At 68.1% G+C, this 24,054-nt stretch carries 25 protein-coding genes; 18 read left to right on the plus strand and 7 right to left on the minus strand.

Going from position 1 to position 24,054, the window contains the following annotated elements; all coding sequences use genetic code 11:
- Positions 1–201: 201 nt before the first annotated feature.
- From ASF08_RS15955 to ASF08_RS15965, 3 genes are all read left to right on the plus strand, one after another.
- On the plus strand, positions 202–678 hold the full coding sequence (locus ASF08_RS15955; RefSeq protein WP_056147033.1) for a BLUF domain-containing protein: 477 nt from the start codon (positions 202–204) through the stop codon (positions 676–678).
- A 193-nt stretch (positions 679–871) separates the two neighbouring features.
- On the plus strand, positions 872–1,846 hold the full coding sequence (locus ASF08_RS15960) for a cobalamin B12-binding domain-containing protein (RefSeq protein WP_244474555.1): 975 nt from the start codon (positions 872–874) through the stop codon (positions 1,844–1,846).
- 40 nt (positions 1,847–1,886) lie between these two features.
- Positions 1,887–2,309 carry a BLUF domain-containing protein gene (locus ASF08_RS15965; protein WP_056147037.1) on the plus strand — a complete coding sequence of 141 codons (423 nt, stop codon included), beginning with the start codon at positions 1,887–1,889 and terminating at the stop codon, positions 2,307–2,309.
- 81 nt (positions 2,310–2,390) lie between these two features.
- On the opposite strand, the gene ASF08_RS15970 is transcribed toward ASF08_RS15965, so the two are convergent.
- The 4 genes from ASF08_RS15970 to rpmB all read right to left on the minus strand — a co-directional run bounded on the left by ASF08_RS15970 (position 2,391) and on the right by rpmB (position 4,883).
- Complete coding sequence (locus tag ASF08_RS15970) at positions 2,391–2,951, minus strand: TetR/AcrR family transcriptional regulator (protein WP_056147040.1); 561 nt, start codon at positions 2,949–2,951, stop codon at positions 2,391–2,393.
- 7 nt (positions 2,952–2,958) lie between these two features.
- Positions 2,959–3,432 carry a nuclear transport factor 2 family protein gene (locus ASF08_RS15975; protein WP_056147043.1) on the minus strand — a complete coding sequence of 158 codons (474 nt, stop codon included), beginning with the start codon at positions 3,430–3,432 and terminating at the stop codon, positions 2,959–2,961.
- Between the two features lie 73 nt (positions 3,433–3,505).
- A complete protein-coding gene (locus ASF08_RS15980) occupies positions 3,506–4,435 on the minus strand; it encodes an AEC family transporter (RefSeq protein WP_056147045.1) in 930 nt (309 codons plus the stop codon).
- 142 nt (positions 4,436–4,577) lie between these two features.
- Entirely contained in the window at positions 4,578–4,883 is a 306-nt protein-coding gene (gene rpmB, locus ASF08_RS15985; RefSeq protein WP_018046086.1) for a 50S ribosomal protein L28, read from the minus strand.
- Between the two features lie 333 nt (positions 4,884–5,216).
- Here rpmB and ASF08_RS15990 point away from each other — a divergent pair, with 333 nt between their 5' ends.
- The 13 genes from ASF08_RS15990 (at position 5,217) to ASF08_RS16050 (ending at position 18,619) form a co-directional block, all read left to right on the plus strand.
- A complete protein-coding gene (locus ASF08_RS15990) occupies positions 5,217–6,110 on the plus strand; it encodes a DUF3108 domain-containing protein (RefSeq protein WP_056147048.1) in 894 nt (297 codons plus the stop codon).
- 38 nt (positions 6,111–6,148) lie between these two features.
- Positions 6,149–6,706, plus strand: a complete 558-nt coding sequence (locus tag ASF08_RS15995) for a hypothetical protein (RefSeq protein WP_056147050.1) — start codon at positions 6,149–6,151, stop codon at positions 6,704–6,706.
- Positions 6,703–7,068 (plus strand): hypothetical protein, encoded by a 366-nt coding sequence (locus tag ASF08_RS16000; protein ID WP_056147052.1) that lies wholly within the window; start codon positions 6,703–6,705, stop codon positions 7,066–7,068. Before ASF08_RS15995 ends, ASF08_RS16000 begins: the two co-directional genes overlap by 4 nt.
- Positions 7,069–7,262: 194 nt before the next feature.
- The gene (locus ASF08_RS16005; protein WP_056147053.1) at positions 7,263–10,643 is read left to right on the plus strand and encodes a helicase-related protein; all 3,381 of its coding nucleotides are present in this window, start codon (positions 7,263–7,265) and stop codon (positions 10,641–10,643) included.
- Between the two features lie 9 nt (positions 10,644–10,652).
- Positions 10,653–10,952 (plus strand): S4 domain-containing protein, encoded by a 300-nt coding sequence (locus ASF08_RS16010; RefSeq protein ID WP_056147056.1) that lies wholly within the window; start codon positions 10,653–10,655, stop codon positions 10,950–10,952.
- Positions 10,953–11,130: 178 nt separating this feature from the next.
- On the plus strand, positions 11,131–12,300 hold the full coding sequence (locus tag ASF08_RS16015) for an aminotransferase (RefSeq protein ID WP_056147057.1): 1,170 nt from the start codon (positions 11,131–11,133) through the stop codon (positions 12,298–12,300).
- Between the two features lie 96 nt (positions 12,301–12,396).
- Positions 12,397–12,897, plus strand: a complete 501-nt coding sequence (locus tag ASF08_RS16020; protein ID WP_156629620.1) for a DUF4112 domain-containing protein — start codon at positions 12,397–12,399, stop codon at positions 12,895–12,897.
- A 25-nt stretch (positions 12,898–12,922) separates the two neighbouring features.
- Positions 12,923–14,098, plus strand: a complete 1,176-nt coding sequence (locus tag ASF08_RS16025) for an ABC transporter permease (protein ID WP_056147059.1) — start codon at positions 12,923–12,925, stop codon at positions 14,096–14,098.
- A 182-nt stretch (positions 14,099–14,280) separates the two neighbouring features.
- Positions 14,281–15,501, plus strand: coding sequence for a Gfo/Idh/MocA family protein (locus ASF08_RS16030; protein WP_056147061.1), 1,221 nt, complete (start codon positions 14,281–14,283; stop codon positions 15,499–15,501).
- Positions 15,502–15,765: 264 nt separating this feature from the next.
- Complete coding sequence (locus tag ASF08_RS16035) at positions 15,766–17,049, plus strand: cation:proton antiporter (RefSeq protein WP_056147063.1); 1,284 nt, start codon at positions 15,766–15,768, stop codon at positions 17,047–17,049.
- Between the two features lie 290 nt (positions 17,050–17,339).
- The gene (locus tag ASF08_RS16040) at positions 17,340–17,549 is read left to right on the plus strand and encodes a cold-shock protein (RefSeq protein WP_026176335.1); all 210 of its coding nucleotides are present in this window, start codon (positions 17,340–17,342) and stop codon (positions 17,547–17,549) included.
- 149 nt (positions 17,550–17,698) lie between these two features.
- Entirely contained in the window at positions 17,699–18,061 is a 363-nt protein-coding gene (locus ASF08_RS16045) for a DUF6481 family protein (RefSeq protein ID WP_026176334.1), read from the plus strand.
- A 360-nt stretch (positions 18,062–18,421) separates the two neighbouring features.
- Positions 18,422–18,619: a hypothetical protein gene (locus tag ASF08_RS16050; protein ID WP_018046073.1), complete on the plus strand. Its 198-nt coding sequence runs from the start codon at positions 18,422–18,424 to the stop codon at positions 18,617–18,619.
- Between the two features lie 98 nt (positions 18,620–18,717).
- On the opposite strand, the gene ASF08_RS16055 is transcribed toward ASF08_RS16050, so the two are convergent.
- Both ASF08_RS16055 and ASF08_RS16060 read right to left on the minus strand, forming a co-directional pair.
- A complete protein-coding gene (locus tag ASF08_RS16055; RefSeq protein WP_056147064.1) occupies positions 18,718–19,254 on the minus strand; it encodes a Dps family protein in 537 nt (178 codons plus the stop codon).
- A 315-nt stretch (positions 19,255–19,569) separates the two neighbouring features.
- Entirely contained in the window at positions 19,570–20,718 is a 1,149-nt protein-coding gene (locus tag ASF08_RS16060; protein WP_056147067.1) for a calcium-binding protein, read from the minus strand.
- Between the two features lie 580 nt (positions 20,719–21,298).
- Between ASF08_RS16060 and ASF08_RS16065 the strand changes: the two genes are divergently transcribed.
- On the plus strand, positions 21,299–21,847 hold the full coding sequence (locus ASF08_RS16065; RefSeq protein ID WP_056147068.1) for an SMI1/KNR4 family protein: 549 nt from the start codon (positions 21,299–21,301) through the stop codon (positions 21,845–21,847).
- Positions 21,848–22,373: 526 nt separating this feature from the next.
- Here ASF08_RS16065 and ASF08_RS16070 read toward each other — a convergent pair.
- A complete protein-coding gene (locus tag ASF08_RS16070) occupies positions 22,374–23,342 on the minus strand; it encodes a L,D-transpeptidase (protein WP_156629622.1) in 969 nt (322 codons plus the stop codon).
- Positions 23,343–23,640: 298 nt separating this feature from the next.
- On the opposite strand from ASF08_RS16070, the gene ASF08_RS16075 reads away from it, so the two are divergent.
- Positions 23,641–24,027, plus strand: coding sequence for a hypothetical protein (locus ASF08_RS16075; RefSeq protein ID WP_056147071.1), 387 nt, complete (start codon positions 23,641–23,643; stop codon positions 24,025–24,027).
- The last annotated feature ends 27 nt before the right edge of the window (positions 24,028–24,054 follow it).

Below are 24,054 nucleotides of genomic sequence, written 5' to 3' on the forward strand. Positions count from 1 at the left end.
GTCGAAACGTGCGTGTGAAAGCGGGACGATCGGCTCGCCGTTCGGTTCTTGCCCGGATACTGGACGGAGTGCCGGACCTGCCATCTCCGCGCGACGACCCGGGCGATCCGGTTCCGGTTCCAAATCGGGCCGGATGCGTTATCGTGCCACCCGTGCATGGGGCGGAACGGCCCGTCCTGCATCGATGGAGCTGATCGACCCATGTTGGACGAATACGGCTTTCTCCGTGGCGCTGAGTCGGACGAGGGCGCACTGCCCGCGCTTTATCACTTCGTCTATTGCAGCCGTGCCGCCGACGGCGTCGATGACGCGGAGGTCGGCCGTATCGTCGAGTCGGCCAAGCGCCACAACCTCGCGCGCGGCATCACCGGCGTATTGGTTTTCGGCAGCGGCATCTTCTTCCAGTGGATCGAGGGACCGGCCGCGCAGATGCAAAATCTCATCGCGAGCCTGCATCATGATTCACGCCATCACGACATCGTTACGCTGAGCCAGAGCGAGGAAGAGCGGGAGCGTCTCTATCCGAACTGGGACATGGAAAAGGTGGAAGCCGAAGATATCCGCCTCGTCCTACAGGACGCCCTCGAAAGCACCGACGACAAAGACAATGTCGCGGCACTGACGCGAATAATTCAGCACCTCGACTCGGGCCCCATCCGTTCGCTTGGACAAAGCTAAGTAGAAGAGTGCCCGGCAGCCTTCGGCCGATCCGACACCTGCGTCGTGTTCATGGTCATCTTGGGCACGAAACCGGCGAAACGAAGTGACGTCTTTTCCGGCTCTCCCGACGGATCGGATGGCATCCGGATTCGGAATTTTCTTGCAAGCTCCTTTACATTTTTTCGGAGCGGCGTTCTGATGTGCCCAAGAGGTGCACGGAATCGACCGGCAAGCGCCCCCTGCAGAGGAAGAGAGTTCAGGGGAGCGGACCATGTCAAACCTCGCTTCGTCCACCGCTACGTGGACCGACCCGTCGGCGCGTCAAGCCGGTTGGGTCTCGGAGGCTCGGCTTGCATATGCGCGCAAACGCACGGCCGAGGAAAGCCGCCATCGCGCCCTCGCTCTCAGCCGCATCGTCGAAACGGACATCATCCCTCGGTTGAAGCTGCTTCACCCGCAACTCGCGCCCGCGGCGAGCGCTGCGCTCGCCAAACCCACTGCGCAGCAGATCGAAGCCTTCACGCAGCTCCTCCTCGGGCCGGACCTCGCGCCGGCATCGGACGCCGTCAGAGATCATCTGGCCAAGGGCCACTCCGCCGAGAGCATGTTTTTGGAACTTCTGGCGCCTGCCGCGTCCTTGCTTGGACGCTTATGGGACGAAGATCTCTGCGACTTCATCGAGGTGACCGTGGGCGTCGCTCGCCTTCAGCTGCTCCTCTCGCAATACAGATCCGAACCAAAGGCTTCCTCCGGCGACGAGCGCCGTTCCGCGCTGTTGATGGGAGCGCCGGGCGAGTTGCATACGTTCGGCGTCGCCGTCGTCGAACAGTTCCTGGAAGTCGCCGAATGGCAGGTCGTGAGTGGCCTGGCGTCCAGCCCCGATCAGATCTCGAGCCTCGTGGGTTCCGCCTGGTTCGACGTCGTGGGGCTGACGCTGAGCTGCGAGACTCGCCTCGATGGGCTGACGGCCTCGATCCGGTCGATCCGCGACGTCTCACGCAATCGTCACGTGGGCATCATGGTGGGCGGCCCCGTCTTCCTCGACAAGCCCGAACTCGTCGAGCGTGTCGGAGCGGACGCATCGGCCGTCGACGCACCGACGGCTGTCCTCCTGGCTCAGAGGCTCCTCGACATCGGTCTCGAAACCAGGCGTCGCCCCGATTCGAGGGCCATGGCTTCAGCGTGATCCCAGAGTTTCAGACCTAACTCGATGTGAGGCTGATACAATGAACCTCGTGCAGCTCATCTATGCGTCCCGTCCGTTCGGGTTCGATCACTCTGCCCTGGATAGCATCCTCGCCCAATCGCGGCGCTGCAATACGCGGGACGGTCTGACGGGCGCCCTGATTTGCCGCGGAGACATCTACCTTCAGCTTCTCGAAGGCGAGGCGGACGCCATCGATGCGACGTATGCGCGGATCCTCAGAGACGATCGACATCTCGAGATCAATCGCCTGTCATACGAAGTCGCCACCAAACGTCTTTTTCCGACCTGGGCCATGCGGAGCGATCCCGCACGCTCTTGGATGTGGTCCCAGGAAGACGTGGCCAACGGGGCAGCGACTCGGGCGTCGCCGGACCACGTGCTCGGGATTTTTCGACGGCTCGCGGCCGAGCCGGCTGAACGGCCTCGATTGACCATCGTATGATGTGCGATCGAACGGCTCGCATCGATGAGATGACCGCTTCGCCTTCGAACTGACTGGGACGCCCACGCCACCAGACATCGCTCACTCCGACACCAACCGCTCCTCCAACCGCCCCAGCATCCGGCCGAACACGGCCGGATCGTCGAGGGCGCGGGCGAGGACGAGGCCGCCCTGGATCGTCAGGACGGCGTCCTCGGCGAGGGAGTCCGCCTCGGCGGCCGGGCGCCCGGCGCGGATCAGCGCCTCCGCCAGGGCCTCGCGCCAATCCCGGAAGTAGCCGGCGATCCGGTCCGCGAATCCGTCGCGTCCTTCGGTGAGGGCGAAGGCGCCGACAAGGCAGACCCTCCGGCCCGAGCGGAAATAGGCATCCGTCTCCGACAGCATGAGCCGGATCGCCGCCCGTGGATCGGGATCGTCGCGCAGCGGCGCGTAGACCGTCTCCTCGAACCACGCGCCGATGGCGGCGAGGACGGCCTCGGCCATCTCGGCCTTGCCGCCGGGAAAGGCGTGATAGAGGCTGCCCTTGCCCAAGCTGGTGCGGGCACCGATGAGGGCGAGGCTCGCGCCCTCGTAGCCGTACTCGCGAAAGACCTCGGCGATGGCGGGCAGCGCATCCTCCCGCGCCCCCGGCTTCTTCGTCATGGTTAGGTCAGAGCCCGAGATCGGTGAGGCCGGGATGATCCTCCGGGCGCGGCGCGGCGCGGTCCCAGTGGAACTTGCGCTCCGATTCGGAGATCGCGAGGTCGTTGATGCTGGCATGCCGCAGCCGCATCAGGCCATGGGCGTCGAACTCCCAGTTCTCGTTGCCGTAGGCCCGGAACCAGTCGCCGGCCGCATCGTGGAATTCGTAGGCGAAGCGCACGGCGATGCGGTCGTCGGTGAAGGCCCAGATCTCCTTGATGAGCCGGTATTCGTACTCCTTCGCCCATTTGCGGGTGAGGAACGCGACGATGGCCGGACGGCCCGAGAAGAATTCCGACCGGTTCCGCCAGCGGCTGTCCGCCGTGTAGGCCAGCGAGACTTTTTCGGGGTTGCAGCCGTTCCAGCCGTTCTCGGCGGCGCGGACCTTCTGGATCGCGGTGTCACGGGTGAAGGGGGGCAGTGGCGGGCGGGATTCGGACATGGGCTCGGGCTCCTGCGCTTGTCTGTACCGATCGGTACAAACACTGCCCGCGCCGGTCAAGGCGTCGAATGTCTCAGCGGTGTCCGAGGATCGCCAGCCACGCCACGGTGGTGGCCACAGCGAGCAGGGTCGAGAGCATGACGGCGGCGGCGATCAACCCCGTCTCGGCCTTGTAGCGGACGGCCAGCAGGTAGGAGTTGATCCCCACGGGCATCGCCGCGAACAGGGTGGCGACCCCGGCATAGGCCGGCGGCATGGTGAAGACGTGGAAGGCCAGGACCCAGACCGCCAGCGGATGCAGGACGAGTTTCAGGGTCGTCACCACCATGGCGCCGGGCAGGTCGTGCAGCACCCGGTAGCGCACGAGGCCGGCGCCGAGCGCGATCAGCGCGCAGGTGGAGGCGGTGCCGGCCAGCGCATCCACCAGCGACTTGACCATGCCACCGGGCGCGAGCCCGAAGCTTCTCAGGACGAGACCGAGCATCAGCGACAGGAAGATCGGGTTGCGGAAGAGGACGAGGCCGAGCCCCTTCACCCGCTGGAGGACCGATTGCTTCCCATCCGATTCGATGAGGAAGGTGGCGCAGCCCATCATCAGCGGAAGGTGGACCGCGAGCAGCATGAAGAGCGGGAAGGCGCCCGCGTCGCCATAGGCCTGCAGGATCATCGGAACGCCGATGAAGATGGTGTTCGACTGGCTGGCCGCGAATCCGTGCAGGATCGCCCCCGTCCGCCCGACGCCCTCGCGGCGCAGGCCGATCAGCGACCCGACGAGCCAGGACAGGCCGGCGCCGCCGAAATAGCTGAACCAGTACGACCAGGTGACCTCGCCGGTGAGACCCGGCCGCGTCAGCGTCGCGATGATGAGCGCCGGCACCGCGATGGCGAAGACGTATTCGGAGAGGCCGTCACTGACCTTCTCCGACAGGAACCCGGCGAGCGCCGCGACCCAGCCGATGAGGATCAGCCCGAAGATCGGGGCGATGAGCGAGAGCACGGTCATCGGAGAGAGCCGGAGAGCAGGGACGGTGGAATCAACGCGAACGGCCGCCGCATGCACGAAGCATGCGGCGGCCGTTCGAAATCAGAATGAGACGTCGAGCGTGATCGAAGCGGGCTCTCGCCGGCGCTTCGATATCGCAGCCTCAGGCGGCGGCCGGGGTCTCGACTTCGGCGAGCTTCTTGTGGAGCTCGCGCTTGATCAGACGGGCCGTCTGCGACAGCTCGATCTCGCGCGCCTTGATGAGGAAGGCATCGAGGCCGCCGCGGTGCTCCACCGAGCGCAGGGCGTGGGCCGTGACGCGCAGGCGCACCCGACGCTTGAGGGCGTCCGACTGCAGCGTGACTTGGCACAGGTTCGGCAGGAACCGGCACTTGGTCTTACGGTTCGAGTGGCTCACGAGGTGGCCGGTCTGCACGGCTTTGCCCGTGAGTTCGCAACGGCGCGACATTGTTCTAATTCCCGTCTCGTTCCGCGTCAGACCAGGCGATGGCGGAAGGCCGGTCGCAATGCGCCACGGGCCTCACGCACGCCAGAACCGATCGAGCGGCGTCTCATTGAAGGCGCGAGCCTATAGGGGAGCGGCAGGGCATCCGTCAAGGGCGGAGCCGAGTTTTGCCCATGAGAAAGGCCGTACTCCGAGGCCGACGCCGTGGCATTCACGAGGCTCGCGCCGCGCCGTCCATACGATGTGTTAACCACGAGCGGAGACGATGGCGGAACAATGCCGCCCGGTCTCTTCCGCCGCACGGCGCCACGCCCTGGAACCTCAGAGCCTCAAGCCATGCGTGCCACGCGCCTCCTTCGCGCCAGCCTCCTCGCCACCCTCGGGGCGATTCCCGCCTCCGAGGGATTCGCGCGGCCGAAAGCCACCGCCGCCGCCCCGGCGACGGTCACCGTCGATTACGGCATCGCTCTGGCCGGCATTCCCATAGGCACCGCCCAGGTGTCGGGACAGTTCGAGAGCGCGCGCTACCGCATGGACGTCTCGGCAAGGCTCACCGGCCTCGTGGGCGCCGTGACCGGGGGCATGGGCTCGGCCCGCGCCAGCGGCCTCATCGCGGAGGGGCCGCAGCCGAGCGCCTTTGCCATCTCCACCAAGACCTCGAATTCCGGCATCGCCGTGCGGATGGCGCTGGCGCGCGGCAACGTCACCCAATCGGAGGTGACGCCGCCGCTGATCGACATGGGCGACCGGGTGCCGGTGACCCCGGCCAACAAGCGCGGCATCGTCGATCCGGCCAGCGCCCTGATGATGCCGGCGGTGAGCCGCGGCGAGCTCACCGACCAGGCCAATTGCAACCGCACCATCCCGGTCTTCGACGGCGCGACGCGCTTCAACGTGGTGCTCAGCTACGGCGAGACGCGCACCGTCGAGAAGCCCGGCTATTCCGGCCCCGTCCTCGTCTGCAACGCCCGCTATCAGGCCATCGCCGGGCACCGCCCCGACCGGCCGGGGGTGAAGTTCATGGAGGACAACCGCGACATGTCGGTGTGGCTCGCCCCCGTGGAGGGCACCCGCGTGCTGCTGCCGGTGCGCATCGCCGTGCGCACGACGCTGGGCACCAACATCATCGAGGCGACCCGGTGGAACCGGGGCGGAGCCCAGACCGTGACCGCCCAAGCCGCAGGTCAGGCGTCGGGCCAGGTGGCGCAGGCGACCCTGGTCGATCAATAGACGCGGCTCCGGCCGGGCGGGCGGGAATCGTCTGAATCATGGACGGGCAGGTCGTGGACGGGCAGGTCGACATCGCGGTCTCGCGCCTTCGCTCGGCGGGGCTGTTCCTCATCGCCGTCGGGCTCACCGCCACCGCCGCATGGATGCTCCATGTGCGTCCCGAGACGCGGGGGCATGAGATGGCGCCCGGCGGGTACACCGAATTCATGCTGTGGCTCGGGCTGATCTTCTTCGGCGCGGCCAGCCTCGTCGGCGCGCCCCGGATGTTCCGCTCGGGCACGCTGGTCTCCGTCGGGCGCCGGGGCATCTTCGACCGGCGCCTGTCGACGGACTGGATCCCCTGGGACGCGATCGAGGATCTGCGGCCGGTCATGCTCAGCCGCCAGCGCTTCTTCGTGCTGCGCGTCGATCCGGCGCTATCGGCCGCATTGCCGATCCTCCCCCGGCGCAGGGCGGGCGCACGCTTCACCGGCCTCGGGGCGCATGGCTATGCCCTGTCCGGCAACGACCTGGAGGGCGGGTTCGCGGCCCTCGGCGAGGCCCTGTCCGCTGCGGCCGCCTGGCGCATCCCTCCCGGAACCGGAACCACCCGATGACGCGCCGCCCCTTCCCTCTGCGTGGCGTCGTCGCGCTCGCCGCGATCCTGATCGGCGCGCCGGCATGGTCCGGCCCCGCCTGTGCCGGCGGGCTGAGCACGGACATCTCGCCCTGCGGGGGCGACGCCTATTCCTCCGCCGAGGTGATCGAGGGACAGCGTTCCCGACGCGGCCCCCTCGTCGCCATGCCCGACACGCTCTGCGCCGATCTGGCGCCGCAGCGGCCGGCGGACCCGGTGGAGATCTACGTCGATCCTTATGGGCAGAGGGGCGGTGGCTATCGGGGCGGTGGCGCCCCATATGGCGGTGAGACGCAGCGTGGGGTCCGGCCGCCCGGGCGGCCCCTGCGCAGCGACGACTGACCCAAGCGGCACTGATCCCGACCGATGGCCGGGATCGGCGCGTTCGGCGGACGCCCGCCGCCGCGCGGCCGCGCGGGCAGACGACGATGAGGTCTCCTCATCATCGTCTGGTATGACACCTAGGCGGCCTCATCCACGGGCCGCCGCAAGAACCTGCCGCCGGCTTCTCGGCCGAAGGGACCAGCCCCTCGCACATGACGCGCCGCTCCCTCCCCCCGCAGGCCCGCTCGCGCGGCGTCACGGCGGTGCTCGGGCCGACCAATACCGGCAAGACCCATCTCGCCATCGAGCGGATGCTCGCGCATCCCACGGGGATGATCGGGCTGCCCCTGCGCCTGCTGGCGCGGGAGGTCTACCTGCGCGTGGTGGCGCGGGTGGGGGTCGAGCACGTGGCCCTCGTCACCGGCGAGGAGAAGATCAAGCCGGACCGGCCGCGCTACTGGATCTCCACCATCGAGGCGATGCCGCGCGACCTCGACGTGGCGTATGTGGCCATCGACGAGATCCAGCTCGCCGCCGACATGGACCGCGGCTACGTCTTCACCGACCGCCTGCTGCACCAGCGCGGGCGCGAGGAGACGCTGCTCATCGGCTCCTCCACCATGCTGCCCCTGGTGCAGTCGCTGATTCCCGGCGTGCACACCACCACCCGCCCCCGCCTGTCGAAACTGACCTATGCGGGCGAGAAGAAGCTCGGGCGCCTGCCCCGGCGCACGGCCATCGTCGCCTTCTCGGCCGAGGAGGTCTACGCCATCGCCGAGCTGATCCGGCGCCAGCGCGGCGGAGCCGCCGTGGTGCTCGGTGCGCTGTCTCCGCGCACCCGCAACGCCCAGGTGGAGCTCTACCAGTCCGGCGACGTCGATTATCTCATCGCCACCGACGCTGTGGGAATGGGCCTCAACCTCGACGTCGATCACGTCGCCTTCGCGGCCAACTGGAAATACGACGGCACGCGCTTCCGCAGGCTGACGCCCCCCGAGATGGGGCAGATCGCGGGACGGGCCGGCCGCCACCTCTCGGACGGCACCTTCGGGTCGACCGGGCGCTGCGCCCCGTTCGAGCCCGAGATGATCGAGGCCCTGGAGAACCACGATTTCGAGCCCCTCCGGGTGCTGCAATGGCGCAACCCCGATCTCGACTTCTCCTCGCTGAAGGCCCTTCAGGAGAGCCTGGACGCGCATCCCAACGAGAAGGGGCTCACCCGCGCGCCCATGGGCGAGGACCAATCCGCCCTCGAAATCCTGATGCGCGAGGACGACATCCGCGACATCGCCACCAATCCGACGGTGGTGCGACGCCTCTGGGACACCTGCGGCGTGCCCGATTACCGCAAGGTCCATCCCCAGACCCATGCGGATCTCGTGGCCCAGCTGTTCCGCTTCCTCATGCGGGGCATGGCCGGGCGCATCCCCAACGACTGGTTCGCCAAGCACGTGGCGATGATCGACCGCACCGACGGCGACATCGACGCCCTGTCCCAGCGCATCGCCCAGGGGCGAACCTGGACCTTCGTCGCGAACCGTCCGGACTGGCTGATTGATCCGGTGCATTGGCAGGGCGAGACGCGTCGGGTAGAGGACAGGCTGTCCGACGCCCTGCACGAGCGCCTTGCGAGCCGTTTCGTCGATCGGCGCACTAGCGTCCTGATGCGGCGCCTGAGAGAGAATACGATGTTGGAAGCTGAGATCACCGCCGGCGGGGACGTTACCGTCGAGGGCCAGCATGTCGGCCATCTGCACGGGTTTCAGTTCGTCGCCGACCCGGGCGCGGAAGGCCACGAGGCCAAGACCCTGCGCAGCGCCGCCGAAAAGGCGCTGGGCGGCGAGATCGAGGCGCGCGCCGAGCGCTTCTCGGCCGCGGCGGATTCGTCCCTGGTCCTGTCCCATGACGGCATCATCCGCTGGACCGGAGACCCGGTCGCCAAGCTGATGCCGGGCGACAAGCTGTTCGAGCCGCATGTGCGGCTGCTCGCCGACGAGCAACTCACGGGCCCGGCCCGCGACAAGGTCGAGACCCGGCTGGTGGCCTGGCTCAAGGCCTATGTGGTCCGCCTCCTCGGCCCGCTGATCGAGATCGAGACGGCGGCCGACCTCGTCGGCCTCTCGAAGGGCATCGGCTACCAGGTGGTCGAATCGCTCGGCGTCCTGGAGCGCTCGAAGGTGATGCACGAGATGCGCACCCTCGATCAGGAAGGGCGCGGGGCGCTGCGCCGCCACGGCGTCCGCTTCGGCGCCTATCACATCTTCCTGCCGGCCCTGCTCAAGCCGGCGCCGCGCACCCTGGCCGCCCAGCTCTGGGCGCTGAAGAACGGCGGCCTCGACCAGCGCGGCCTCGACGAGATCGCGCATCTGGCCGGTTCCGGCCGCACATCGATCAAGGTCGATCCCGAAATCGCCAAGGGCCTCTACCGCGCCGCCGGCTTCCGCGTCTGCGGCGAGCGCGCCGTGCGCGTCGACATCCTGGAGCGTCTCGCCGACCTGATCCGCCCGGCGGTGACCTACGTGCCCGGCACCACCCCCGGCGAGGCCCCGGCCGGCACCGCCGACGGCGACGCCTTCGTCGCCACCGTGGGCATGACCTCCCTCGTCGGCTGTTCGGGCGAGGATTTCGGATCGATCCTGAAATCCCTCGGCTACGTCGCCGAGAGCCGCCCCGGCCCGGCCATCACCGTGCCGCTGCGCCCCGCCGCCGCGACCCAGCCCATCGCCCCGGCGACCGCATCGACCGACGGGTCGGCGACGGTGTCCGAGGAGGCCGCACCCGCGACCGACGAGGAGGCCAAGCCGGAAGACGAGACCGCTTCCGAAAACGAGACCACTTCCCAAAGCGAGGCCTCGACCGACACGGCCGAGCCCGTGGCGGAAGGTGTGCCCGATCCCGAGGCGGTGTCCGAGGAGGCCGCGTCTTCCGAGGCAGACCTTGCCGAGACCGGCACCGTCGAGGCCGTCCCTGCCGAGGACGAGCCGGCACCGGCCGCCGCCGAGACGGCGGTGGAGGCCTCTGGGGAGCCCGAGGCGGCCCCCGTCCCCGTGGCGGAATCCGCGACCCTCGCGGGTATCGAGGCGGAAACCGCCGAGACGGCCTCCGACGACGCTGCCGAGGCCGAGGCCGCCACGGATTCCGTCCCGGCCGAGCCGGTGCTGGTGGAAATCTGGCGTCTCCAGCGGCATCAGCGCAGTTCCGCCCCGCGGCAGAACCGCCCACGCGGCGGCCGTGACGGCGCACCGGCGGGCAACCGCGCGCCGGGCGAAGGCCGTCAGGACCGGCGCCCCGCTCATGCCGGCGCTCCCCGCGCGGGCGGTCCCGAGGGGGCCGAGCGCAACCGCGGCGGCCAGGGCGACAGGCCCGAGGGAGGCCGCCGGGATGGCGGCCGGCCCGAGGGTGGACGTCCCCCCCGCCGCGAGCGGTTCGAGCCCGGCCGGGTCCGTCCCGAGCGCCGCGACGAAGGCCGTCCCGCCGCGCAGCAGGAGCAGCGTCCGCAGCGCCGCGAGCGGGCTCCGGACCCGGATTCGCCCTTCGCCAAGCTGGCGGCGCTCAAGGCACAGCTCGAAGCCGGCGACGGCGGCAAGCGCTGAAGAGGGCGGATGAAGCCGGGGCGGCAGCGTCTCGACAAGTGGCTCTGGTTCACCCGCTTCGCGCGGAGCCGCTCCCTTGCCGCCGCCCTGGTGGAGGACGGCTTCGTCCGCGTGAACGGGACGCGCGCCGACAATCCCGCCAAGGGGATCGGCATCGGTGACGTGGTCACCGTCGCCGCCGCCCATGTGACGGCGGTGGTGCGGGTGCTGGAACTCGGCGAGCGGCGCGGCCCCGCCCCCGAGGCGCGGGGCCTCTACGCCATCCTGTCGGGCGGCCCGTCCCCGGAACCCGACGACGGCGCGGCGTGATCCGCCTCTCCCGCACGGCTACGACAGTCACACGCTCTCGCAGGACGCTCCTGTCCCCTTCTCCTTCCAGGGGCGGGGGCGGTGACGCCTGCCGGATGTGCGCATATCCTGGGCCCTCGGGCGGCGCCCGATGGACGTCCCGCCGGTCGACTCCCGCCAGCCACGAGCGTTTTTGCGGATGAACCCTGTCTTCGCCGATCTCCCCAATACGGTGTTCGACGTGATGTCGGTGCTGGCGCGCGACCTCGGCGCGATCAATCTCGGCCAGGGCTTCCCCGACGATCCCGGCCCGGCCGACGTGCGCGAGAAGGCCGCCGAGGCCCTGCGCGACGGCTACAACCAATACCCGCCGATGATGGGGCTGCCGACCCTGCGTCGCGCCATCGCCGACCATTACGAGCGCCATCAGGGCCTCGCCCTCGACCCCGAGACCGAGGTGATGGTGACGTCGGGGGCCACCGAGGCCCTGGCCGCGAGCCTGCTCGCCCTGGTCTCGCCCGGCGACGAGGTGGTGCTGTTCGAGCCCATGTACGACGCCTACCTGCCCATCGTCCGGCAGGCCGGCGGCATCCCGCGCTTCGTCACCCTGCGGCCTCCGCATTTCCGCCTCGACGAAGACGCGCTGGCGGAAGCTTTTTCCGAGCGCACGCGGGTCGTCGTGCTCAACAACCCGCTGAACCCGACCGCGACGATGTTCGGGGACCAGGACCTCGCCCTGCTGGCGCGGTTCTGCCAGCGGTTCGACGTGACGGCCGTCTGCGACGAGGTGTGGGAGCACGTGACCTTCGACGGACGCCCCCATCGCCCGCTGATCGGGTTCGAGGGTATGCGGGAGCGGACCGTGAAGATCGGGTCGGCCGGCAAGATCTTCAGCCTGACCGGATGGAAGGTCGGGTTCGTCATGGCGGCACCACCCCTGCTGAAGGTGGTCTCGAAGGCGCACCAGTTCCTCACCTTCACGACGCCGCCCAATCTCCAGGAGGCGGTGGCCTACGGGCTGGCCAAGGACGAGGCCTATTTCCTCGACATGCGGGCGCGCTTCGCCCGCTCGCGCGACCGGCTGAGCGCCGGGCTCACCGGGCTCGGCTTTTCCGTGCTGCCCTCGCAGGCGACCTACTTCCTCACCATCGACATCGGCGAGCTGGGGCCGCGCCTCGGGCATGCGGACGACGTCGCCTTCTGCCAGGCCCTGGTGCGCGAGCACGGCGTCGCCGCGATCCCGATCAGCGCCTTCTATGCGCGGGGGGCAGTGCGCAACCTGGTGCGGCTGTGCTTCGCCAAGCGGGACGCGACCCTCGACGCCGCCCTGGAGCGGCTCTCCGGCCTGATGCGGGGTCGGGCCGCGTGAGGCCGGGAGGTCTCAGGGCCCCGCCGCTTGCGGACGGCACCGGGCAGGGCCACATCCTGCATCATGACCACGACGCGCATCCCCCGGAGCCCCGCCATGGCCTTCAACGACGCCGTCTTCCCCACTCGCGAATTACCCTCCCGCGAATTGCCCAACGGCGCCTTCGGCCGGCGCGAGGGGAACGCCACGCGCTTCCGCGCCGAGCCCGACAGCCGGGAAGCGGCGCTCCTGCGGCTGGAGCAGTTCGCCCACCTCATGGACTCGGCGTTCGTGATCCCCGGCATCAACCGCCGGGTGGGGCTCGATGCCGTCGTCGGCCTCGTTCCGATCATCGGCGATGCGGCGGGCATGCTGCTCGCCTCCTACATCGTCTACGAGGCGCGCCGCCTCGGGGCACCGCGATGGCTGCTCGCCCGGATGGCCATGAACGTGGCCTTCGACGGGGTGATCGGCGCCGTGCCGCTCGCCGGCGACATCTTCGACGCGGCGTTCAAGGCCAATCGTCGCAACGTCCGTCTGCTGCGCCGCCACCTCGAGAAAACCGGCGGCCTGCGCCCCAACGAGATCGAGGGAACGGCCGTCCGTCTCGACGGCTGACGCACAATCCAATAGGGGCGGTCTCATGAACGAGATCGCCCGCCCCGCGGAAGCCGTCCCCGTCACCGCTCCGCCTCCCCTCGCGCCGGTGGTGCGGGGGCTGTCGCCGTTGAACCGGCGGCGGCTCTCGAATTTCCGGCGCAACCGGCTCGGCTTCTGGTCCTTCGTGATCTTCGTCGGCCTGTTCGGCTTGAGCCTGTTCGCCGAGTTCATCGCCAACGACCGGCCCCTGGTGGTGTCCTACAAGGGCGAGATCCTGTTTCCCGTTCTCATCGACTACCCGGACGAGAAGTTCGGCGGGTTCTATGCGCGGCCGAACTACCGCTCTGCGGAGACGCGGAAAGAGATCGCCGATCACGGCTGGGCGGTCTGGCCGCCGATCCCCTATTCCTACGACACGATCATCGACGGGCTGCCGACGCCCTCGCCCTCGCCGCCCACCTGGATGCTCACCGACGAGCAGTGCCAGGCCGCGGCCAAGCAGGATGGCGCCGAGACCACGGGCCGGGAGGGGTGCAAGGGCCTGGAGATGCACTGGCTCGGCACCGACAACACCACCCGCGACGTGCTGGCGCGCGTCATCTACGGCTTTCGCATCTCGGTGCTGTTCGGGCTCATCCTGGCCCTGGTCTCCTCGGTGATCGGCGTCATCGCCGGCGCGGTGCAGGGCTATTTCGGCGGCTGGGTCGATCTCGCCCTGCAGCGCTTCATCGAGGTCTGGAGCGGCATCCCGACCCTCTACCTCATCATCATCATCTCGGCCTTCATCGCGCCGGGCTTCTTCGTGCTGCTCGGCATCCTGCTGCTGTTCTCCTGGGTGGCCCTGGTCGGCGTGGTGCGGGCCGAGTTCCTGCGGGCGCGCAACTTCGAATATGTCCGCGCCGCCCGCGCGCTCGGCCTCTCCAACATCCGCATCATGAGCCGGCACCTCCTGCCCAACGCCATGGTGGCGACGCTGACCTTCATGCCGTTCATCCTCAACGGCTCGATCGGCACGCTGACCTCCCTCGACTTCCTCGGCTTCGGCCTGCCCCCCGGCTCGGCCTCGCTGGGCGAGCTGCTGGCGCAGGGCAAGGACAACATCCAGGCCCCCTGGCTCGGGCTGACCGGCTTCTTCGTGGTGGCGGTGATGCTGAGCCTGCTGATCTTCGCGGGCGAGGCCGTGCGCGACGCCTTCGACCCCCGCAAGACGTTCAAGTAAAAACCACGTCCCAGTAAAAACCGCCTGGCGCCTGAGACCCGCCGAGGTGGGTCTCAGGTTTTAATCCCCCCGCGCGCCTCCACCGCAGGTTCCGATGGAATCCGATCGGAGCGTCATGCGTTGTCCGGGGCGGCATCCTCGATCCGGCCGCGAGATTCCATCCTCATGGATCCGGAGATCCGATGTCCGACGCCTCGCATACGACGCCGTCCCGCCGCCTCTTCATGGCCGGCAGCCTCGCCGGAATCGGCGGTGTGCTGGCCTCCGAGCGCGCCGCCGCGCAGGCGATCCCCGCCACCCCCACCGGCCGGCCCGAGCCCAAGCTCGACCAGCCCCCGCCCCTGCCGCGCGACAAGCATCTGGGCTGGGCCGTGGTCGGCCTCGGCGATTTCGCCCAGGCCCAGATCCTGCCCGCCTTCCAGCGCGCGCGGCGCTCCAGGGCCGTCGCCCTCGTCTCCGGCAACCCGGAGAAGGCGAAGTCCGTCGCCGCCCGCTACGGGATCGGACCGGGCGGCCTCTACGATTACGCCTCGATGGGGAAGATGGCCGACAACGCGGACATCGCCGCCGTCTATGTCATCACGCCGAACTCCACCCATGCCGACCTGACCATCAAGGCGCTGGAGGCGGGCAAGCACGTCCTCTGCGAGAAGCCGATGGCGACGAGTTCCGCCGAGTGCCGTCGGATGATCGACGCCGCCAAGGCCGCCGACCGCCGCCTGATGATCGCCTACCGGGTGCATTGGGAGCCGCACAACCTGCGCGCCAAGGCGATGATGGATGCGGGCGAGCTCGGCGAGGTGCGCTTCGCCTCCTCCGACCATCACCGCCCCCTCGAGCCGGGAAAGCCCCGCGACCAGTGGCGTATGCTGAAGGCCGTGGCCGGCGGCGGGTCGCTCGTGGATATCGGCATCTACGGCCTCAATGGCATCCAATGGTTCTTCGGCGAGAGCCCGTCCTCGGTCTCCGCGTCGATGCATGCGCCTGCCGGCGATCCGCGCTTCGCCGAGGTGGAGGACGTGTTCACGGCCCAGCTCGTCTTCCCCTCGGGCCGGCACGCCACGGTCTCGTCGGGCTACAGCGCCGACAAGAAGCGGATCGACCTGTGGGGCGACAAGGCGGTCGCCACCCTCGATCCCGGCACCGCCTACCAGGGCAACCGCCTCGTGGTCGGCAATGCCAAACGCGCGGACGAGATCCTGACGGCGGAGGGCGACGCGGTGCAGTTCACAGGCGAGATCGACCACCTTTCGCAGGTCATCGCGGAGGGCGGTGAGCTGCGCACGCCCGGCGAGATGGGCCTGCGCGACGTCCGCCTGATCGAGGCGCTCTACCAGGCGGCGGCGACGCGCCGATGGGTCGATCTCAACCCGGACATGACGATGCGGCCGGGCACGCCCTGACGGCGGCGATCGGGTTTAACGCATCTCGGCATGCAGGCAGACAGCGTCCCTCTCCCCCTTGTGGGGCGAGGCTAGGAGTGGGGGTGGCGCCGCTGGCCTCCGCCGGCTGAGGGTCGCCCAACCACCCCCACCTCCAACTCCTCCCCACAAGGGGGAGGAGGGTGGGGCCGCGCTCCCTTCCGGAAACGGACAACTTGAAAAATCGGTCTTGCGTGTGGGTCGTGGCGATTCCGGCGGAGGGCGCACAGGAACGAATCGGGTACCATGGACACGTATGTCATCACGCTCGGCGGCTTTGGAGCCCTGGTGCTCCTCACCGCCTGGCTGCCGATGGTGCTTCGGCAATTGCCGCTGTCACTGCCGATCTGCTGCGTCGCGATCGGGGCCGGCCTGTCGCTGATCCCGGGGATCGGCGAGTTCTCCCCCCGGCCGGAGCATCACCTGCGCCTCATCGAGAAGGTCAGCGAGTTCGTCGTCATCATCTCGCTGATGGGGGCCGGGCTGAAGCTCGACCGCCGGGTCGGCTGGAAAAGCTGGATGGTGACGTGGCGCCTCCTCGCCATCGCCATGCCCCTGACGATCCTCGCCCTCGGATTCCTGGCCTCGCATCTCCTCGGCCTCGGCATCGCCGCGTCCCTGCTCATCGCCGCCGCCCTGGCGCCCACCGACCCGGTCCTCGCCTCCGACGTCCAGGTCGGCCCGCCGTCGGAGGGGGAGGAAGACGAGATGCGCTTCGGCCTCACCTCCGAGGCCGGGCTGAACGACGGGCTCGCCTTTCCCTTCGTCAACCTCGCCATCGCGTTCGCCGCCTCCTCCGGCCTGAATGCCGCCGGGTGGACCGAATGGGTCGGCCTCTCGCTGGTCTGGAAGATCCTGGCGGGGGTGGCCCTGGGCGCCGCCATCGGGCGGGGCTTCGGCTGGCTGACCTTCCACCTGCCGAACCGCGCCCGCCTGTCGCGCACCGGCGACGGCTTCGTGGCTCTCGGCATCACCTGCCTCACCTATGCCGCCGTGGAGGCGGTGCACGGCTATGGCTTCATCGGCGTCTTCGTCGCGGCCCTGGCCATGCGCTGGTCCGACCAGGGCCACGATTACCATCACGCCCTCCACGGGTCTGCGGAGGCGTTCGAGCGGTTGGCGATGATGATCCTCCTCGTCGGCTTCGGCCTCGCCCTCGGCGGCGGGCTTCTGCGTGACCTCACCTGGTCGGGGGCCGCCTTCGCGTGTCTCGTCATCTTCGTGGTGCGCCCGCTCTGCGGCTGGGTCAGCCTCGTCGGGCACGACCAGCCCTTCGCCGAGCGGGCGGTGATCAGCGTCTTCGGGATCAGGGGGCTCGGCACGATCTACTATCTCGCCTTCGCCCTCGGGCATGCGCGGTTCGAGGGGGCGGGCCTGTTGTGGAGCACGGCGGGGTTGACGATCCTCCTCTCCATCGTCCTGCACGGGGTCAGCGTCTCGCCGGTGCTGGGCTTTCTCGACCGACGCAGCGGGCGCGATACCGAGAGCGCCCAGCTCGACCTGCCGCTGGCCTCACGCCGCGCCGAATGAAGCCGGGGAACGGGGCCTGTCGCCCGAGCGACATCGGTGCTCGTATTGGCCGGATACCCTGCAAATTTTCCTCCGCCCGACCAAAAACAAAGCCCAAGTTTTTCATGGCATTTGCTAAATCCCGCCATTGGGAGTACATGACGGTGATCGAAGCGTGATCAGATTTTCATTTGCTGAAGCCAAACGGCTTTTGCTGAACGAGAGTCGGGTGCGAATCGAGACAACGGAGAAGGCCTGACATCTTCGTCCGGACCTCCGAACTATGATGCCCGCAAGGGCGAAGGATTATGATGGCTGTCGGTACTGTTAAGTGGTTCAACGAGCAAAAGGGCTTCGGCTTCATCCAGCCGGATAACGGCGGCAACGACGTGTTCGTGCACATCTCCGCCGTCGAGCGCGCCGGTATGCGCGGTCTCGCCGAAGGCCAGAAGGTCTCCTACGAAATGGAAACCGACAAGCGTAGCGGCAAGCAGTCCGCCGGCAGCCTCCAGGCCGCCTGAGCCACGTGCCGCATGAGCCATGCCGGGTTCCCTGAGAATCCGACAATGGTTACGGAGCCGCTCTTCATTGGAGAGCGGCTTCCTGCGTTTTCGATGACGTCTTTTTCCTATGCGGCCTTGCCCCGCCGCATTCCAAACCAGGATTCTGTGTGAGCCAATTCAACGAAAACTCCATGACCGACCGCCTCAAGGCTTCGCAGGAAGCCCGTCAGGCCGCGCTGGCGCGTTTCCGCGACCGCCCGGCCGCCGACGATCCGACGGTGGTCGCCCGCAAGGCCGAGCGTGAGGCCATCGCCCGCGAGCGCGAAATCCGCGTCGCCGCCCGCGAAGCCGAGCGCGCTGCCGCCGCCGCGCAGGCCGTCGCCGAAGCCGAGGCCGAGCGTGAGCGTCAGGCCATCGAAGCGGCTCGCGTCGCCGAGGAGAAGATCGCCCTCGCCGCTGCCGCGCGCATCGAGCAGAAGCAGCAGCGCGACGCGCGCTACGCCGCCCGTAAGGCCAAGGCCCGCAAGTAGGGCGGACCGGTGCCGCATCGGTCTTGAGTGAGGGGCGTATCCCGCTTCCCCGAGACCGGTGCTGCGAAACGAAATCCCGGAGAGCCGTCCCGACCCATAGGTTCGGGACGGGCATCCACTGGGTTCGACGTCGGGGTCGCTCGTCAGCGATCGGCCCGTTACGTCGAATGGGTTGGCTCGGTCCTCCGTGAGGGTTCGGGCGCAGGGTGGCATCGCCGGACGGAGCTGCCGCCCATCTCGTCCTTTTTTCGCAAGGTCACGGGCTTTCGGCCACAGGCTTTCGACAAGGCGACGCGCGACCACGAACACCCGTCCGGGGACGCGGAGCCCCTTTCGCGTCGACTACAGAAAGGCACTCCCATGGCCCATAAGTTCAAGCTCGGGCAGCGTGTGCGCCGCGCCCGCATCGGCTATGCCGACGTCAAGGCCGATCCCGCCGACGTGTTCGAGATCGTCCGCCTCGTTCCCGAGGACCAGACCGGCGAGCCGTTCTACCGGATCAAGTCCGGCGGCGGCGAGCGCGCCGTCCGCGAAGGCGAGATCACCCTCGCCTCGTGAGACTTGGCCTCCGGCCCGGCCGGAGGCAGAGACGAAAAAGGCCCCGCATCCGAGGATGCGGGGCCTTTTTCATGGGTGCTGCGTTCGGCCGGTCGAGGTCAGTGACCGCCCTCGGTGGCGTTGCGGGTCGCCTCGTAGAGGAACCAGGTGCGCTCCTCGGCCTGGTCGATCCACTCCTCAAGCAGGCTCGTGGTGGAGACGTCCTTGGCCTCGTCCGTCACCTCGTGCAGCTCGCGCATGTTGGCGGTGAGGGTCTTGTTGTCGTCGCGCAGCTCGGCCAGCATTTCGAGGGGGCCGACATACTCCGCGTCGTTGTCCTCGACGCGGGACAGCCTGGAGGCCTGACCCAGCGACCGCAGGGTGGTGCCGCCGATCTTGCGGGCACGCTCGCCGACATCATCGATAATGCCGAAGATCTGCTGCGACTGCTCGTCGAGCATCAGGTGGTAATCGCGAAAGTTCGGGCCGCTCACGTGCCAGTGGAAGTTCTTCGTCTTCACATACAGCGCGAAGAGGTCCGACAGCAGGACCGTCAGGCCCTCGGCGATCTTCTTCGTCGCCTCGGGGGCAAGATCGGTCGGGGTGTTGAGGCGATCCCCGTCGACGCGCGTGCGTCCGCTCAAGCTCTTTGCCATGACGTCATAACTCCGTTTGAATTCCGATCGCGGGCGGCGTCCAGCGCACGCCCCATGACGGGAAAAAGCCGGAGACAGGGGGGAAAGTTCCGCATCCCAGCCATGAGCGGAGCGAGGCCCGTCGATTGCCCTCGCTCCATGCCCCCGGGGAAGGGGTTCGGCACCCCTCTGCTCGGCATCGATGATTCGGAGTCGGATGGAACGCTCGCGCAGGGCTGACGGCCCATGGCGCGGCCCGGGGTGATCCGCGCCGCGCCTTTCCGGGTCGATCAGGCCGATGCCGGGGACGTCGGAGCCCGATCTCCGGCCGCCGGCTCACCCGAACAGGAAGTGCCCGGCATCGATCAACTCCGCCTTCGTCACGTCGTGCAGGATGATTTTATGCGTCGGGTCGGGGTCGCCCACGACGGTGATCTGCGTGTCCGCGCCTCTGTGGACCGAGGTCAAGGTCAGGTCTTCGATCTTCGACGCGAGCGCCGATACGTCGAGATAATCCTGGGCGACAGCGAATTTGAAGATCTCGTCCCGCCCAAAGTCGCCGGCGAAGGTGAAGGTGTCTCGCCCCCCTCCGCCGAAGAGTTTGTCCGAGCCGTTGCCGCCACGGATTTCGGCATCGCCGGACCGCGCGACGATGCGGTCGTTGCCGGCCTCGCCGCTGAGATCGCTCGGGTAGCGGCTGCTCCCGATGATGACGTCGTTGCCGGCTCCCCCGGAAATACTACCGTACCCCGTCCCCAGACTGAGCCAGTCGTCGCCCGCGTCTCCCTGAAGAAAGTTGCTTTGGGCACCACCGGTGATGCGATCGTTACCGATCCCCCCGCTCGCATAGCGTCCGCCGGAACCGAGGCGTATCGTGTCGTCGCCGCCATCGCCGAAGACGGATGCCATTCCGCCGGCCAGTTCGATGACGTCGTCGCCGTCCTGACCCCTTATGGTCGACAGGCCGTTGCCGCCGGTGACGTGGTCGGCGCCCTGGGTCGCGACGAGGGTGCGGGGTGCGCTCGCAGTCGTCGACAGGACGATGGCCACGCCCTGGGTGACCTCCGACAGATCCAGGGACGACCCCGACCCGACATAGACGGCCTCGATGCTCCTGAACGTGTCGTCGGTGAAGCTGAACGCGTCCGCTCCCTGCAGGAACAGCTTGTCGTTGCCCGCGCCGCCATCGACGGCCGCTCCGGCGCGGTGAAGGACGAGACGATCGTTGCCGTTCCCGCCCAGGAGCGTATCCGCCTCGCCGGTGCTGCGCAGGGTGTCGTTGCCGCCTCCACCGTCCAGGCGATTCTGGCCCCTCCCCCCTTCGAGAACGTCATTGCCGTCGAGGCCGAGAAGGGTGTCCGCACCGGACCCGCCGCGAAGGATGTCGTCGAACACGTGCCCCTGCAGGAAAACAGAGCCTTTGTTGTCGGAAAAGTCGATGAGATAGCTCAATTCCCAAACGTAGAATTTGTGATCGTACCTCATACCGGTATGGTTGTTCGTAAAACTTCCGTTGAAAGCATCGTTTTTGACGGGCGTCCAATTCGCGATATACGTGTAAGACGACTTGTTCGAGTCGTATATTGGCTCATAAATGTATACAAAGCTGTAATGATCCGGATTGAATACGGATCCGGGACTATAATGAACGACAGGCATGATATCCCCCAGACAATCAAACTCTGGAACAGCGCCGCACTCAACACGAGGCGAGATAGCGACTGATCGTCGAGGGGGATTAGAGAGCAGACTTTCTGCATATCGACAATTGTACTGATAAATACCCTGTCGATGATGCGGACGACTGTTTTGGGAGAACTATTACGGACGAGGCCGGATGATCCGGTACGTCCCTATCGGTCAAAATCTGACGGATGGAACCCGGGCGCTGGGTGCGCTCGCGATCCATGCCGGCCGCCAAGATCGCTGCCAGCGCTTCCCGAAAGCCGCCATTCGTCGGCCTTGCGGCAACTTCGGCTCGGTGTAGTAAGCCGACGTTCGGGTCAGGGCTGGCCACGCCGCTTCCACGGATTTAACGTCCTGCTCCAATGGCGAGCCCCGCGACGTGACCCAGCGACTGTTCGCTTCGATCCAGATCACCCGAGCGGCTACGCAGGACGAACTTGCGGCCCTGGAGACGGCCATCGGCGACTTGCCGCCGTCTTATCGCACCTTCGCCGAGACCTACGGCACCGGCCGGACCAATGACCTGTTGCTGATCTTCATGCCGTTCAGCTGCCCCTCTGGCACGTTCGAAGATCGGGGCCGCGGCCTGACCGACGTGCTCGACGACTTCGTCGCCCACTGGATCGCTGACGGCGGCCGGCTCGGCGACCTGGATTGCCTGGAGCCCTACGATGAGGAGAGCGTAGGCGTCGCCGCCCGCTACAATGAGTTGGTTTTCTTCGCCACGAGCGAGAACGGCGAGTCCTTCTGCTGGCTACGCACTGACGATCGCTTTGCCTTCTACACGTTGGATCGCGCCTTCCTGTCAGTGCGATACGGAGGCGACGACCTGTTGGCGATGATCGGCGACATGCAGACGGATAAGGTTAAGCGGCTGCTCGGGACCGGCTACGAGCCCTTGCCCTCGTCCTTCGTGGGATTGCGCTAGAGCTGCGCCCGACCACGTTGGGTCGGGGCACATCTCTCGGCCTTTGTTGTGCCGCGCTCTTTTTTCGCCGAACCGGCATCCACTTCGGCGGAGAGCGCTCTAGGCGATGAGTGGGCTTGCTCGTTTAGCCTGGGCGGCGCGCTGCCAGCCGACGCGAGGACGAGTATCCGCAACTGTTTGTGAGCGAACAGGTCAGCAACGTCCGCCTCAACGCCGTTCCTGCCGGAAGTAGCCGGGCAAAAATCCACCCGACTTGGACGTTCGGCGGGTACCGAGCGTCGGAGTTCCACCACGAATTCCGGCGTCGCCGTGGCATCACCGGGCGGAGTCATTCGCCCGGAAGCGGTTCGAGCGGGCGGCCCGCGTGCGGACTTGCCGTGAGCCGTTCGACGTGTTTGTCCGAGGCTTGCGTCATCCCGAGGTGCCGCGTGGCGGCCCCGAGGGAGCCTTCCGGGGGGATCGCCCTATCTGCCCGAATTCACGAAAAGAGAACCCGGCGGGCCGTGCCCGCCGGGGACGGGCGGCCTCAGGTCAGAACGACGACGCGGGTGCCGATCTCGACGCGGCCGTAGAGGTCGATCACGTCCTGGTTGATCATGCGGATGCAGCCGGACGAGACGCTGAGCCCGATGGATTCGGGCTCCAGGGTGCCGTGGATGCGGTAGAGCGTGTCCTTGTTGTCCTGCCACAGGTAATGCGCCCGTGCGCCGAGCGGATTGCGGGAGCCGCCGGGCACGCCGAGGCCGCTCTGGAGCTGGGTCACCGACCGGGCGAGCTTGGGCGTCCGCGCGATCATCTCCTTGGGCGGATACCAATCCGGCCACATCTGCTTGGAATTCACCGTCGAGACGCCCGACCAGGAAAAGCCCTGCTTGCCCACGCCGACGCCGTAGCGCCGCGCCCGGCCATTGGGCTGGACCAGGGTGAGGTGGTGCGCGCGCGGATCGACCACGATGGTGCCGGGGGGCTCGCGGCCGGTATAAGCGATCTCCTGGCGCAGGAAGACCGGGTTCGCCTTGCGCCAGTTGAAGGCATGGACCGGGAACGGCTCGTCGGTGATCGCCGCATAGGCCTTGGCGTAGTCGATCGGCCCGTCATCCACCGGACGCGCCACCGCGTTGCCCTGGTTCGCCGGCGGCGGCTGCTGCGCCCGGCGGCGGGCATTGGGATCGGCATAGGGGTCCGCGTCGGGATCGTCCTCGAAGCGCGGCGCGGCCGTGCGTTCGCCATAGGGCTCGTAGCGCCCGCCTCGCCGGCGGTAGAGCCGCCCGGCCTCGTCCCGGTAGAGACGGTCGTCGTCATAGGGGCCGTATCCGTCCTCCGACTCGATGGAGAGCCGGCCGCGGCCCTGGGCGAGGGCGGCGAGGGGGGAACCCACCAGGGCCAGGGCCGCGCCCGCGCCGCTCAGCAGGGTCCGCCGGCTGACGGGGAGAACGGGCCGTTCGGAGATGACGCGTTCGGACTCGGTGTGTTCAGGCTCGGAGCGTTCGGACATGGGGTACTCGAGGATGGGCCCCTCGCCAGGGCGCGAGGACTAAAGCCAAGATCGTGCGGTGACTTAGCAAGCCCGGGGGCCGGCGTCACGCCGGCCCGTCGCTCATCAGCATTGCGGCCGGGTGGGGTCGCCGGGCAGGCACGAGGCCGGCCCGGCGACGGACCTTTCATCATGGCGCGAGAATGAGCGGGAGATGTCGGGATTTCATCGAGTCTTGCGATTGCAAAAACCTCTGTTCGCGTCGACATACGTCTTTGCATTTCAACACCATCGAATCCTTGGAAGACGGACGAATCCTGTGCCGATCTCTTCGTTCGCACGCCCTGGCGCGTCAGCCCTGACGCTCGCCCTCGGGCTTCTCGTCGCCGGGCCCGGCCCGGCCCTGGCCGGCCCGAAGCCGGTCCCCTCGTGGTCGACGGCCAAGGCGAAGGCCGTCGACACTTCCCGGAAGACGGCCGCCAAGCGGTCGCGGACGGTCAAGGCCAACACGGGCAAGGCCAAGACGGCGCCCGCCGCCGGATCCCCCGCCAAGGAGGCCGCCGCCGACGAGTCCCCGTCGACGGAGGCGCCCGCCGTCACCTGGACCTCGGCCGAGCCGGACGAGCTCCGGTGCGGGCGCAGCCGCCGCAAGCTGTGGCAGGCGGGCGAAGGCTGGGTGGTCAAGACCGTGACCGTCTGCCGTTAAGGCTCTCTGCAAAAAAGCGGAGGCGGG

The sequence above is a fragment of the Methylobacterium sp. Leaf85 genome (genome assembly GCF_001422125.1).
GTDB classification, from domain to species: domain Bacteria; phylum Pseudomonadota; class Alphaproteobacteria; order Rhizobiales; family Beijerinckiaceae; genus Methylobacterium; species Methylobacterium bullatum.

Excerpts from the sequence above, each read along its gene's own strand:
- ASF08_RS15955 (WP_056147033.1), top strand. The coding sequence starts at position 202 with ATGTTGGACGAATACGGCTTTCTCCGTGGCGCTGAGTCGGACGAGGGC.
- ASF08_RS15965 (WP_056147037.1), top strand. The coding sequence starts at position 1,887 with ATGAACCTCGTGCAGCTCATCTATGCGTCCCGTCCGTTCGGGTTCGAT.
- ASF08_RS15970 (WP_056147040.1), bottom strand. The coding sequence starts at position 2,951 with ATGACGAAGAAGCCGGGGGCGCGGGAGGATGCGCTGCCCGCCATCGCC.
- ASF08_RS15975 (WP_056147043.1), bottom strand. The coding sequence starts at position 3,432 with ATGTCCGAATCCCGCCCGCCACTGCCCCCCTTCACCCGTGACACCGCG.
- ASF08_RS15980 (WP_056147045.1), bottom strand. The coding sequence starts at position 4,435 with ATGACCGTGCTCTCGCTCATCGCCCCGATCTTCGGGCTGATCCTCATC.
- rpmB (WP_018046086.1), bottom strand. The coding sequence starts at position 4,883 with ATGTCGCGCCGTTGCGAACTCACGGGCAAAGCCGTGCAGACCGGCCAC.
- ASF08_RS15990 (WP_056147048.1), top strand. The coding sequence starts at position 5,217 with ATGCGTGCCACGCGCCTCCTTCGCGCCAGCCTCCTCGCCACCCTCGGG.
- ASF08_RS15995 (WP_056147050.1), top strand. The coding sequence starts at position 6,149 with ATGGACGGGCAGGTCGTGGACGGGCAGGTCGACATCGCGGTCTCGCGC.
- ASF08_RS16000 (WP_056147052.1), top strand. The coding sequence starts at position 6,703 with ATGACGCGCCGCCCCTTCCCTCTGCGTGGCGTCGTCGCGCTCGCCGCG.
- ASF08_RS16005 (WP_056147053.1), top strand. The coding sequence starts at position 7,263 with ATGACGCGCCGCTCCCTCCCCCCGCAGGCCCGCTCGCGCGGCGTCACG.
- ASF08_RS16010 (WP_056147056.1), top strand. The coding sequence starts at position 10,653 with ATGAAGCCGGGGCGGCAGCGTCTCGACAAGTGGCTCTGGTTCACCCGC.
- ASF08_RS16015 (WP_056147057.1), top strand. The coding sequence starts at position 11,131 with ATGAACCCTGTCTTCGCCGATCTCCCCAATACGGTGTTCGACGTGATG.
- ASF08_RS16020 (WP_156629620.1), top strand. The coding sequence starts at position 12,397 with ATGGCCTTCAACGACGCCGTCTTCCCCACTCGCGAATTACCCTCCCGC.
- ASF08_RS16025 (WP_056147059.1), top strand. The coding sequence starts at position 12,923 with ATGAACGAGATCGCCCGCCCCGCGGAAGCCGTCCCCGTCACCGCTCCG.
- ASF08_RS16030 (WP_056147061.1), top strand. The coding sequence starts at position 14,281 with ATGTCCGACGCCTCGCATACGACGCCGTCCCGCCGCCTCTTCATGGCC.
- ASF08_RS16035 (WP_056147063.1), top strand. The coding sequence starts at position 15,766 with ATGGACACGTATGTCATCACGCTCGGCGGCTTTGGAGCCCTGGTGCTC.
- ASF08_RS16040 (WP_026176335.1), top strand. The coding sequence starts at position 17,340 with ATGGCTGTCGGTACTGTTAAGTGGTTCAACGAGCAAAAGGGCTTCGGC.
- ASF08_RS16050 (WP_018046073.1), top strand. The coding sequence starts at position 18,422 with ATGGCCCATAAGTTCAAGCTCGGGCAGCGTGTGCGCCGCGCCCGCATC.
- ASF08_RS16055 (WP_056147064.1), bottom strand. The coding sequence starts at position 19,254 with ATGGCAAAGAGCTTGAGCGGACGCACGCGCGTCGACGGGGATCGCCTC.
- ASF08_RS16060 (WP_056147067.1), bottom strand. The coding sequence starts at position 20,718 with ATGAGGTACGATCACAAATTCTACGTTTGGGAATTGAGCTATCTCATC.
- ASF08_RS16070 (WP_156629622.1), bottom strand. The coding sequence starts at position 23,342 with ATGTCCGAACGCTCCGAGCCTGAACACACCGAGTCCGAACGCGTCATC.